5 protein-coding genes and 1 pseudogene are annotated in these 12,185 nt (G+C 70.6%); 2 read left to right on the forward strand and 4 right to left on the reverse strand.

The window, feature by feature from the left end; translation table 11 throughout:
• The first annotated feature begins 48 nt into the window (after window positions 1-48).
• The gene (locus JHD21_RS15630; RefSeq protein WP_292677079.1) at window positions 49-2,517 is read left to right on the forward strand and encodes a hypothetical protein; all 2,469 of its coding nucleotides are present in this window, start codon (window positions 49-51) and stop codon (window positions 2,515-2,517) included.
• A 6-nt stretch (window positions 2,518-2,523) separates the two neighbouring features.
• Here JHD21_RS15630 and JHD21_RS15635 read toward each other — a convergent pair whose 3' ends face one another.
• The 3 genes from JHD21_RS15635 to JHD21_RS15645 all read right to left on the reverse strand — a co-directional run bounded on the left by JHD21_RS15635 (window position 2,524) and on the right by JHD21_RS15645 (window position 8,638).
• Window positions 2,524-4,404 (reverse strand): clostripain-related cysteine peptidase, encoded by a 1,881-nt coding sequence (locus tag JHD21_RS15635; RefSeq protein ID WP_292677081.1) that lies wholly within the window; start codon window positions 4,402-4,404, stop codon window positions 2,524-2,526.
• A gap of 90 nt (window positions 4,405-4,494) precedes the next feature.
• Window positions 4,495-6,594, reverse strand: coding sequence for a zinc ribbon domain-containing protein (locus tag JHD21_RS15640; RefSeq protein ID WP_292677083.1), 2,100 nt, complete (start codon window positions 6,592-6,594; stop codon window positions 4,495-4,497).
• Window positions 6,595-6,676: 82 nt separating this feature from the next.
• Window positions 6,677-8,638 (reverse strand): clostripain-related cysteine peptidase, encoded by a 1,962-nt coding sequence (locus tag JHD21_RS15645; RefSeq protein ID WP_292677085.1) that lies wholly within the window; start codon window positions 8,636-8,638, stop codon window positions 6,677-6,679.
• A gap of 274 nt (window positions 8,639-8,912) precedes the next feature.
• Between JHD21_RS15645 and JHD21_RS15650 the strand changes: the two genes are divergently transcribed.
• Window positions 8,913-11,888, forward strand: coding sequence for a heterodisulfide reductase-related iron-sulfur binding cluster (locus tag JHD21_RS15650; protein WP_292677087.1), 2,976 nt, complete (start codon window positions 8,913-8,915; stop codon window positions 11,886-11,888).
• Between the two features lie 190 nt (window positions 11,889-12,078).
• On the opposite strand, the pseudogene JHD21_RS21915 reads toward JHD21_RS15650, so the two are convergent.
• A pseudogene (locus JHD21_RS21915) lies at window positions 12,079-12,185 on the reverse strand (SAP domain-containing protein); the annotation flags it as partial.

Genomic DNA, 12,185 nt, shown 5'->3' on the forward strand with positions numbered 1-12,185 from the left:
GTGTGACACGGTTCGTGACGTCTCACGGGGAAGGGCGTTGGTGAAGTCATGGTGGATCGCAGGAAGACCGTCCGTCGTCTTGTCGTCGCGGCGCTGGCCTCGCTCGCCCTGGTCGTGGGCGTGGTGTCCATCCCGGCGCTGACGTCCTCGGTCGCCATCGGGCGCCAGGGCAACCTGCCCGGCATCTACGACGCCACCAAGCTCGCCGCCGCGGAGCAGGCGCCCGAGGTCGACCCCGAGACGCTCCCGCACGAGCACGACGACCCGGCGACGAAGAACGAGGTCTCCCGGGGCGGCGAGGTCGGCGAGGCCGCCCAGGACCCGACCAACGCGGCCGAGCGCGCGATCGCCACGGCGTACGTCGCCCAGGCACGGCGTACCCCCGACCCGCCGCTGACCTCGGTGCAGCCGGTACAGAAGCGGCTGCTCTTCCCGCAGGACCGCTACGCGATGGCGAACGGCTGCTACCGGATGGCCGGCAAGAAGACCTACTTCAAGGCGACCGACCTGGGCAGCTACCTGCTCTACACCAAGCGGGGGAGGTTCCGCACCGCCGACGGCCTGGCGGCGCAGCCGAGCGCCGAGACCGTGTGGACCGCCACGGCCACGAGGACCGGCCCGAGGGCCGCGAAGCGGCCGCGGTTCACGTTCACCCGCGGCGGGACCACGCTGACGATCAAGGGCAGGACCACCTTCCGGCTGCTGCGCACCAAGGGCTGCACCGCGTTCCCGGAGGCGGGCATCGACATCAGCGGGCGGCCGCACGCCGGCGTGACGCCGTACCAGGAGGTGCGCGGCTACGTCGACGCGCACACCCACGGCATGGCCTACGAGTTCCTCGGGGGCCGGGCGCACTGCGGCAAGCCGTGGGACCCGTTCGGGGTCGCCGTGGCGCTCGTGGACTGCCCCGACCACTCGGCGACCGGCGGCTACGGCGGCGTCCTGGAGTCCGTGCTCTCCGGTGAGCCGGGCCACGACCCGGTCGGCTGGCCGACCTTCAAGGACTGGCCGGCGCCCAACTCGCTGACCCACGAGGGGACCTACTACCGCTGGCTCGAGCGCGCCTGGCGCGGCGGGCAGCGGATCTTCGTCAACCTGCTGGTCGAGAACAACCAGCTCTGCATGATCTACCCGCTGAAGAAGAACTCCTGCGACGACATGGACTCGGTGCGGCTGCAGGCCAAGCGGATGTACGAGCTGCAGGACTACATCGACGCCCAGTTCGGAGGCCCGGGCAAGGGGTTCTACCGGATCGTGAAGTCACCCTTCGAGGCGCGCGAGGTGATCAACCGCGGGCAGCTCGCAGTGGTGATGGGCATCGAGACGTCGGTGCCGTTCGGCTGCACGATGAAGGCCGACGTCCCGCAGTGCAGCCTCGAGGACATCGACCGCCAGCTCGACGAGGTGCACGCGATGGGCGTGCGGCAGATGGAGCTGGTCAACAAGTTCGACAACGCCCTGGCCGGCGTGGCCGGCGACGCCGGCGCGATCGGGCCGCTGGTCAACTCCGCCAACTTCCTCGAGACCGGGTCCTTCTGGGACATGCGGCACTGCGAGCCCGCCGACGGCGAGTCCCACGACAACAACCAGGTGGCGCTGCCCGAGATCTCGGCGCAGACCCAGGACGCGCTCTTCGGGGCGATCGCCTCGCTCGGCCTCCCCGTCGCCACGCCGCTCTACCCGCCGCCGGACCACTGCAACAACCGCGGCCTGACCACGCTGGGCGAGCAGACCATCGAGGAGCTCGCCGAGCGGCACATCCTCTTCGACCCCGACCACCTCAGCGTCAAGGCCCGCAACACCGCCCTCGACCAGACCGAGCGGATGGGCTACCACGGCGTCCTCTCCAGCCACTCGTGGTCGACGCCGGACGCCTACCCGCGCATCTACGAGCAGGGCGGGTTCATCGCGCCGTACGCCGGTGACTCGACCGGCTTCGTGGAGAAGTGGCGCAAGCACGTGGGCTGGGCCGACCCGCGCTACTACTTCGGGCTCGGTTTCGGTGCCGACATCAACGGGCTCGGCGCGCAGGGGGACCCCCGCGGCGCCGACGTGCCCAACAAGGTGACCTACCCCTTCAAGGGGCTCGGCGGCGTCACCGTCCGCAAGCAGACCGCCGGCCAGCGCACCTGGGACATCAACGTCGACGGCGTCGCCCAGTACGGCCTCTACCCGGACTGGGTCGAGGACCTCACGAAGGTCGCCGGCAAGGACGGTGCCGCGATCTTCGAGGACATGAGCCGCGGGGCCGAGGCCTACCTCCAGACCTGGGAGCGGGCCGAGGGCATCAAGCCGGACTCGTGCCGCAACCCGGGCCTGCGCAAGTCGGTGACCAAGGTGCAGAAGCTGGTCAAGCCCGGCATGACCACCAAGGCGGTCATGGAGAAGGTCGGCCAGCCCTACACCCGCTCCGGCCAGAAGTTCGGCTTCTGCGCCAAGGCCCCCGGCAAGAAGAAGGTGAAGATGGTCGTCACCTTCTCCCAGCGCGGGAAGGTGCTGTCCCTGCGTCGGCGGTGATCGCGGCTACTGGACTCGCGCCTCGACCGTCGCGCTGGCCGCGTTGCCACCCACGTCGAGCGCCAGCAGCGCCATCCGGAACGGCGTCCCCGCGGGCAGCCGCTCGAAGTCGACCACGAGCTGGTCGCTGACCGGCAGGGACTGCGACGACAGCACCTGGTCGAAGCCGCCGGAGCCGGGCACGAAGAGGTAGGGCGTCACGGTGCCGCCGTTCTGCAGCTCGATGCCGGCGGCGCTGCCGTTGCTCAGGTCCACGACGTTGACGCCCTGGATCTGGCCCTCGCTGCTCAGCAGCACCCGGACCCCGATGTCGGTCGTCGTGCCGCCGGGCGCGGTGTACTGCGCCAGGAAATCGCCGACCAGCCCACCGGACTGGATCTGGTACGCCGTGGTCGCCGGGATGCTGGTGCGGCCGTCGCTCAGCGTGGTGACGGCGTAGTCCCAGACGCCCTGGACCTGCCCCCGGCCGCCGGCGTTGAGATAGCCGGGGAGTGCCAGCGCCAGCGCGCCGTCGGTGTCGCCGAGCCGCGTGTAGACCTGGGTCTCCGTCGCGGTCACCTGGTCGAGGCTCTCCGCGGTCAGCTGCCCCGCGATCTTGATCCCGGTCTGGTCCTGCAGGAGCACCTCGGCCTGGTCGCTGGTGAACCCGAACCCGGACGACGTCCCGGCGTCCACGCCCGCCTGGAGGAACGCCGTGACGAACTCACCCCAGCCGCGGGGGGCGGTGCCGCTCTCGACGTAGCCCCGCGCCTTCGCCGGGTCGGTCGGGAGGAACACGTTGAGCCCGGTGGCCTGCTCGGTCGCGCGGCCGGTGACCTGGGCCGTCACGGACGCCTCGAGCGCGGCGAACGCGGCGTCCCGGGCGACCTCCACCTCGGGGGGCAGGTTCTCGAGGTGGCGCAGGAAGTCCCCGAGGTCGATGTGGTCGATCGAGTCCCTGGCCCCGCTGCCCGGGAGCCCGATCACGAACTCCAGCGCGTCGGCTCGGGCCCGGGCGACCTCGACCGCGATCTCGTCCATGTGGGCGACCGCGACCTTGCTGAAGGACTCGATCGCCTTGTCCAGGCGCTGGATCGGCTCGCCCGCCACGATCGACATCGCCGCCAGGTCCCGGTAGGGCTGGCCCCCGTTCTCCTTGGCCACGTCGTCGAGCAGCTGGCGGTAGCCGTCGATGAAGGCCTCGCCGACCTGCTGGCCGCTGGCGTTCTCCCGCAACGGGGGGAAGCCCTGGACCGACAGCGGCCACTTGATCATGTTCTCCTCCGAGCCCACCATCGTCCTGGCGAGCGGAGCGAGCGCGGACGCGGTCTCGTAGTTGGACATGAGACAGGCCGCGTGGAAGAGCAGGTCGAAGCTCTTGATGCCGGACCGGGCCATCCCGGCGGCCATGCCGTCGCGGATGTCGGGGATCGACATGCCGGTCGTGCTCGGCGGGCCCTCGTCGATGTATCCGCCGAAGCTGCCGCCGCCGTGGTCGAACAGCGAGAGGCCGTACTTCGCGGCGGGGAAGCGCCCGGCGGCCTCCTCGATGAACGCGGCCAGGACGTCCGGTCGGCCCATCGCGACCTCGCCGTAGTCCCGGATCTCGTTGAAGCGGTTGCCGTCCAGCACGAGGAGCTTGGTGGTGGTGAACTCGCCCATGCCGGGCAGGGTGCTGGTCGGGAAGTCGGGGTCGTTGCGCTCCGGCAGGTCCAGCATCACGACCACGTTGACGTTGTCGGCGTCAGGCAGCGCCGCGAGCTGGCTGAGGTTCTGGACCATGAGCTCGGGGACGCCGCCGGTGTCGCCCACGGCGTAGACCATCATCGTCCAGTCCGCGGCGCCGCCGGGCGCCGCCGCGGGCGCGGCGGCGCCCGAGGCACCGCCGACGACGGTCAGGACACCCAACGCCGCCGCCCCCGCGACGTACCTCCTCGGAGAGGAGGACTGACGGGAACGGCGGCGTCGGGGTGTCATGTGAGCCCTGCTTCCTCGGTCTTACTGGATGGTCGAGACCAGGTCGTTGAGCATGGCGTTGTAGCCGTCGACCAGGTCCGTGGACGCGTCCAGCGCCCCCTGCTCGAAGAGGCCGAACGCCGTGATGCCCGTGCCGTCCTGGGTGAGGAAGTAGTAGCCGAAGCCCTCCACCGGGAAGGTGCCGCCCTGCTGGGAGGCCATCAGCCCGCGGTAGAAGAGCGTCTGCGCGTCCACCACCGCGGACGTCGGCAGCGAGATCGCCTCCGGCTGCGTGTACTCCAGCTCCTGCACCCCGAACCCCTCCAGACCCTGGAGGTGGTCGCTGATCAGCCCCTCCATGGAGGCGGGCGATGGCGTGGTCAGGGCGATGAAGTAGCCGCCCGGGCCCCACAGCTGGGCGAAGCCGGGCTCGTTGAACTCGACCTCCCAGCCGGCCGGGACCCGGAAGCCCGCGACCCCGAGGTCGACGATGTCCGAGCTCGTCGTGGTGTCGTCGGGCTGCGGACCGCCGCCGATGCCGCCGCTGCCGTCGTCGGTCCCCTCGCTCTCCTCGTCGGTGAACCCGTCGGAGAGGGCGGTGGAGAACGACGCCAGCTTCGCGCTGGACCCGTTGCTGGACTCAGTGCTGGACTCGCTGCTGGACTCGTCCGACTCCTCGGTCGGGTCGGGGTCGGGTCCCGGCGGGTCGGCCGGCTCCGGCGCGTCCTCGGTCGTCGGACCCGCGCCGAGGTCGGGCTCCAGGACGATCCCGGAGTCCTCGGGCGACAACGGTGCGTCGTCCTCGCCGGCCGCCGCGACCCCCTGGCCGATGGCCCCGCCGAGCACGATCGCGGCGACCACGGCACCGACCACGACCGCGGTCTTGGAGTTGTCGCGCGGGGCCGTGCCGGCCGGGACCGGCTTGAGCGACGGTGTCGCGGCGGCGTCCACGCTGCGGTTGCGGGCCCGGGTCACCTTGCCGCCGGCGCGGGTGGCGGTGCCGCAGACGACGCAGAAGTTCGCGCCCTCCAGCAGCGGCATCTCGCAGGAGGGGCAGAACGCCGTACCGTGCGCCGAGTCCTTGAGCGTGGTGCCCTTGCTCGAGGCCTCGAGCGCGGCCTCGAGGACCGCGTAGTGCAGGAGGTAGCGCAGCCGCACCAGCAGCACGGCGGCGATGAGCGCGCCCCAGATCAGGCCGATGACCGCGCCGGCGGTGCCCTCGACGCGGGAGGCGACGTAGAGCCCGGCCTGGAACAGGATGTTGGCCAGCAGCGCCTCGCCGAGCCCACGCAGGTAGGAGGGCTTGAAGCCGTCGAACCCGCTGCCGATGCCCGACCACGCCGCGACCGCGATGCCGGTGGCGGCACCGTAGACGATCGGCTTGACGATCGCCGCGGACAGGATGAGGGAGACCCAGAAGCCCGAGTCCGGGCTGTCGATGGAGCCGAAGCTGCTGAACAGCGAGCGGTTGACGACGATCGTCTCGGCGGCCGCGAAGCTCGCTCCGGCCGCGACGCCGAACGTCAGGCCGTCGATCATGTCGTCGAACTGCGGGCGCGAGGCCAGGAACAGCGGCCCGACCTGCTTCACCAGCTCGCCCACCACCGGCACCAGCAGGACCAGCACGAGCAGGGTGCTCCACCGGACCCCTCCGGCGCCCTGGCCGAAGTCGACGGGCGCGACCTCGTCACCGAGCAGCCCCGCGTGCCACAGGAACGTGAACCCGACGCCGAGGGCGGCCGCGGCGCCGATCGTGCCGAGCACGACGGCGACCGGCTGGTCCTCCCACTCGTTGACGTCGTACATGTAGACGACGTAGATGGCCGGGACGACCAGCGCCGCCGCGACGAACGCGAAAGCGAGGTAGCCCAGCGCACCGGCGATGACCGGGACCAGCAGGCCCAGGCCGAGCGCCCACCGGTAGGTCTGGGGTGCCGTGCCACTGGCCAGCGGCATCAGCGACGTCACCATGTTGAAGGACATCACCGGCTCACCGGGCTGGAGGGCGAAGGATTCCTTGCGCTCGGAGCCACCGGCCCCCAGCTCGGCGCCGGTCACCGGGTCGAAGCGGGCTCCTGGGGGTGCCACGGGCGCGGGTGCCGCCGTGGCACCGCCGTCCGGGCTCTCGGGTGTGGTCGTCATGACTCTCCTCCGTGTGTGAGGTGGTGCTCGGGATGGTGTGGTCGGTGGGTGCGGTGCTCGGCCGGTTGCCTCGCCCGCGGGGTCAGCGCACGGTCTCGGTGACGAACGCGATGTCGAAGTTGCCGGCGAGGTCGGCGACGCCGACGCCCATGTCGAACGAGGTCCCCTCGGGGAGCTTGGGGTAGGACACCTCGGTCTTGTCGTTGACGGGCACGGACTGGCTCGAGAGCTCCATCTGGAAGCCGCCGCTGGACGGGACGATCAGGTAGGGCGTGAGCGACCCGCCGTTCTCCAGGTCGATGCCCGCCTGGGCGCCGTTGCCGAGGCTGATGTCGGAGACCGTGATGCTCTCGATCTCGCCCTCGCTGGAGAGCAGGACCTGGACCTCGACGTCGGTCTGGCTGCCGTCCGGAGCCGTGTAGAGCGCGTGGAACCAGCCGAGCAGACCACCGGCCTGGGCCTGGTAGACCGCCGAGACCGGCGCGCGCTGGCGTCCCGCCTGGAGCGTGGTGACCGAGAAGTTCCAGACGCCCTGGACCTGCCCGGTGCCGCCCGAGTTGAGGTAGCCCGGCAGCGCGACCGCCAGGGCGTCGCGCCCGTCGATCTGCGTGTAGACCTGCGTCTCGGTGTCGGCGACGTTCTCCTCGTCCCCCGACTGCAGCTGGGCGGCGATCCGGATGCCGTCCGGGCCGATGTCCAGCACCTCGGCGGTGTCGCTGGTGAACTCCGCGGAGCCGTCGGGCCCGTTGCTCTGGGTGGCGTAGTCGGCGTACGCCGCGACCAGCTCGTTCCAGCCAGGGGGGGCGATGTTCTTCGCCACGTAGCCGCGCGCGTGCTCGGGGGTCTCCGGGAAGAAGACGTTGAGGCCGGTCGCCTGCTCGGTGGCACGTCGGGTGACCTGGTGCAGCACGGCCGCGTCGAGCGCCGCGTACGCCGCGTCGCGGGCCACCTCGACCTCCGGCGGCACGTTCTCGAGCTGGCGCAGGAAGTCGCCCAGGTCGACGACGCTGAAGCCACCGCCCTCCTCCTCGCCGAGCAGGCCCGTGACGAACTCGAGCGAGCGGCTGCGGGCGCGGGCGATCTCGGGCGCGATCTCCGCCATGTGCTGGACCGCGACGGCGGAGAACGCCTCGATGGCCTTGTCGAGCCGCTCCATGGCGGCCCCGTCGACGACCGACAGGACCGAGAAGGCCCCGATGTCGTCGTACTGGTCGGCGGTCTGCGCGTAGCCCTCGATGTTGGCCAGCCCCCACTCCTCGCCGCTGACGTTCTCGCCGAGGGCGGCGATCGCGTCGGTGTCGAGGGTGAAGTCGCCGAAGGTGACCTCCTCGGAGGCCACGTGGACCTTGGCCAGCGGCCCCAGTGCCGAAGCGGCCTCGTAGGAGGCCATCAGGCACGAGTCGTGGTCGATGAACTCGAACTCGTCGATGCCCCCGCGCTGCATCCCGGTGATGATCCCGGCCCGCATGTCGGCGATCGTCATCTGCGCGGCCGACGGCGGGCCGGTGTCCTGGTAGCCGCCGGACCAGGCGCCGCCGTGGTCGGACAGGATCAGGCCGAACTTGTCGGCGGGGTACCGGTCGGCGGACTCCTCGATGAAGCTCGCGAGCACGTCGGGCCGGCCCATCGAGATCTCGCCGTAGTCCTGGACCTCGTTCCAGCGGCCGTCCTCGAGCACGACCAGCTTGGCGGTGGTGAACGGCGCGATGCCCGGAAGGGTGGCCTGCGGGTAGCCGGGGTCGGTCTGCTCGGGCAGGTCGACCAGGGCGACGATGTTGACGTTCTCCATCTCCGGGATCTCGGTGAACGCCGCGAGGTTGGAGATCATGTCGTTGGCGATGTTGGAGGTGTCCGCGACGTCGTAGATCATCAGCGTCCAGTCCTCGTCGCCCTCACCGACGGCGGCCGCCGGCGCGGTCCGCGGAGCCGGCGCTCCCCCGGCGGGGGCGGTCAGGGCGGCGAGACCGGTGACGGCCAGCACTGCGGCCAGGCCCACCGCTCCGAGCCGCTGCGTACCGGAGCTGAGGCGAGTCGTCGAACCCACGGCGATCGTCCTTTCGTGGCACTCGTGCACCGTGCACGGTCCCCATGTCGAGCCGGCCACGATCCGGCGCGGGCTAAGTGTGCAATCGGATGATCCCGAGGTAAAGCACCCATCCGGGCCATATTGACGCGGGACGTCCCCAGGCGGTTCCCGCCCGCGGCGGAAAAGTTACCGAACAGTAGACTCAGGCCCCGGACCCCGTCGCACTAGTCTTCTCCACCGGGCTCGCCGCGGCTGTCCGAGAACTGGCTGGCAAACCTCTCGAGGAGTGACCGTGGACCTGTGGGTGCTGATCGTCGGGCTGGTCGGGACGGCGGTGGGGCTCGGCCTGGCCGGCAGGCGCGTGGTCTTCCTGTTCCGGATGATCACGCACGGCCAGCCGGCCCCGGACCGGATCGCCGGCGTCACCGGCCGGATCGGCCTGGCCCTCAAGACCCAGCTCGTCGAGGTCTTCGGCCAGAAGAAGCTCCTCAAGTGGAGCATCCCGGGCACGGCGCACTTCTTCGTGTTCTGGGCGTTCCTGATCCTCGGCACGGTCTACGTCGAGGCGTACGGCGCCCTGCTCACCCGCGAGCCGGCCTGGCGCTTCCTCTTCTTCGGCACCTTCAAGCCCCTCGGCTTCCTGCAGGACTTCATCGCGGTGATGTGTCTGCTCGGCCTGGTCGCCTTCTGGCAGATCCGGCTCAAGAACTCGCCGGCCAAGCTCGAGCGCAAGTCACGCTTCTTCGGCTCGCACCTCGGCGGGGCCTACCTGGTCCTCTTCATGATCTTCAACGTCATCTGGACGCTGTTCCTCTTCCGCGGTGCGGTGATCGCGCACGAGCTCGCCATCGGCGAGGAGGGCTACGGCAAGGCGGCGTTCGTCTCCTACGCGCTGGGGACCGTGCTCCCCGACTCCAAGACCCTGATCGGCGTCGGCCTGCTGCTGCACATCGGGATCATGCTGGTGTTCCTCGTGGAGGTCGTGAACTCCAAGCACCTGCACATCTTCGTCGCGCCGCTCAACGTGCTGTTCGGGCGCCGGCCGGTCGCCCTCGGCGCGGTCAAGCCGCTGACCAACGCCGGGGTCCCGGTCACCCTGGACGACCTGGACGACCTCGACGAGGACGCCAAGCTCGGCGTCGGGGCGATCGAGGACTTCAGCTGGAAGGGCCTGCTGGACATGGCGACCTGCACCGAGTGCGGTCGCTGCCAGTCGCAGTGCCCGGCGTGGAACACCGAGAAGCCGCTCTCCCCCAAGCTCCTGATCATGAACCTGCGCGACCACGCGCTGGCGAAGACGCCGTACCTCCTGGCGAGCGAGGAGGAGCGCGCGAAGATGCCGCAGTCGGTGCTCGACGAGGCCGAGCGGCCGCTGGTCGGGGAGACCGAGGGGTACGCGTGGGAGCCCGAGGGCGGCGCCATCATCGACAACGACGTCCTGTGGTCCTGCGTGACCTGCGGCGCGTGCGTCAACCAGTGCCCGGTCGACATCGAGCACGTCGACCACATCATCGACATGCGCCGCTACCAGGTGCTGGTCGAGGCCAACTTCCCCGCCGAGCTCAACCAGCTCTTCAAGGGCATGGAGAACAAGGGCAACCCCTGGAACATGTCCGCCTCGGCCCGGCTCGACTGGGCGAAGGACCTGCCGTTCGACGTCAAGGTCGTCGGTGAGGACGTCGAGTCCCTCGACGAGGTCGAGTGGCTGTTCTGGGTCGGCTGCGCCGGCGCCTACGAGGACCGGCAGAAGAAGACGACCCGCGCGGTCGCCGAGCTGCTCGACATGGCCGGCGTCTCGTTCGCGGTGCTCGGCAACGGCGAGACCTGCACCGGCGACCAGGCCCGCCGCGCCGGCAACGAGTTCCTGTTCCAGCAGCTGGGGTCGCAGAACGCCGAGACCTTCAAGGAGTTCAAGGTCAAGAAGGTCGTCTCGACCTGCGCCCACTGCTTCAACACGCTCAAGAACGAGTACGCCGCGTTCGGCGTCGAGCTCGAGGTCACCCACCACACCCAGCTGCTCAACCGCCTGGTCCGCGAGGGCAAGCTCACGCCGGTCAAGGACGGCGCCGGTGCGGCCAAGCGGTCGATCACCTACCACGACCCCTGCTACATCGGCCGCCACAACGGCGTCTACTCCCCGCCGCGCGAGCTCCTCCAGGTCCTCCCCGGCGCCGAGTACGTCGAGATGGAGCGTCACTCCGAGCGGTCCTTCTGCTGCGGCGCCGGCGGCGCCCGCATGTGGATGGAGGAGAACATCGGCGAGCGGATCAACGAGAACCGCACCAACGAGGCGGTCGGCACCGGCGCCGACCAGATCGCCGTGGGCTGCCCGTTCTGCCGGGTGATGCTCTCCGACGGGCTCACCTCCGCCCAGGCCAAGGGCACCGCCCGCGAGGAGGTCGAGGTCCTCGACGTCGCGCAGATGCTGCTCGCCTCGGTCAAGGGCGAGCCCGCGACCAGGGCCCGGGCCGGCTCGGACGGCTCCGGCGGGTCCACCAAGACCGCCGAGCGTCCGGTCGAGACGAAGGCCGAGCCCGAGGCCGGCGACGTCACCGTCACCGAGAACACCGTCACCGAGACCGCTGACGCCGGCCCGGCCGCCAAGGCCAGCGGCGGTTCGTCGCTGTTCGACCTGGGCGGCGACGAGCCGGCCGACGCGCCCGCCGCGAAGTCGGAGACGTCCTCGGGCGGCTCGCTCTTCGACCTGGGCGGTGACGACTCGGCTGCCGCGACCGTCTCCAAGGAGGGCCTGGAGAAGACCGAGGCCGAGCCGGCACCGAAGGCCGCCGAGCCGTCCGCCGAGCTGGGCTCGGGCGGTTCCCTGTTCGACATCGAGGACGGCCAGGCGGAGAAGACCGCCGACGAGCCGAAGGCCGAGCCCGAGTCCGAGCCCGAGCCCGAGCCCGAGCCGGCCGCGAAGCCCGCGGCGGACCTCGGGTCCGGCGGCTCGCTGTTCGACATCCAGGCCGAGGAGCCCGCCGCCAAGGCCGAGCCGGAGCCTGAGCCCGAGCCGAAGGACGAAGCGCCGGCCGACCCCCCGGTGGTCGAGCCTGTCGAGACCCCCGCAGCGACGGCACCCGAGCCGACCCCCGCGGTCGACCTCTCGTCCGGCGGCTCGCTGTTCGACATCGCGGCGCCCGAGGCCGTCGCGGGACCCGCGACCACCGACCCGACCACCGACCCGGAGACCGAGCGCGAGCCGGAGCCGGAGCCGGAGCCGGTGCCGGTGCCGGTGCCGGAGCAGGCGCAGACGTTGGAGCTTGGGTAGGAGCTGCGGCAATGGGAGCGGCAGCGGGAGCAGCAGCCGCAGGGGCACCTGCAGAGTCGTCGGTCAGGTTAAACTCCTCATCATCCAAAAAGGCCTGCGAATACGAAAAAGGGTGGGAAGAGGAGGTGAGCGGGGCAAATCGTGTCAAAGATAGGGTGCTGCCCAATGCGCAACGCACCTGAAGACGTTGCTGAAGGTCCGCCTTAAGTCCCGATGTGTCCAGGCCGCGCTTTGCGCACTCGTCCTTGAGGTCTTGGACTGCAAGCCCGGGTCGACGTTGGTTGGAGAGAGGGGAGA

Source organism: Nocardioides sp. (genome assembly GCF_016462705.1).
Classification (GTDB): Bacteria; Actinomycetota; Actinomycetes; order Propionibacteriales; family Nocardioidaceae; genus Nocardioides.

What these genes read in the sequence shown, in the direction of transcription:
- JHD21_RS15630 (WP_292677079.1), top strand. Translation starts at nt 49, where the DNA reads ATGGTGGATCGCAGGAAGACCGTCCGTCGTCTTGTCGTCGCGGCGCTG.
- JHD21_RS15640 (WP_292677083.1), bottom strand. Translation starts at nt 6,594, where the DNA reads ATGACGACCACACCCGAGAGCCCGGACGGCGGTGCCACGGCGGCACCC.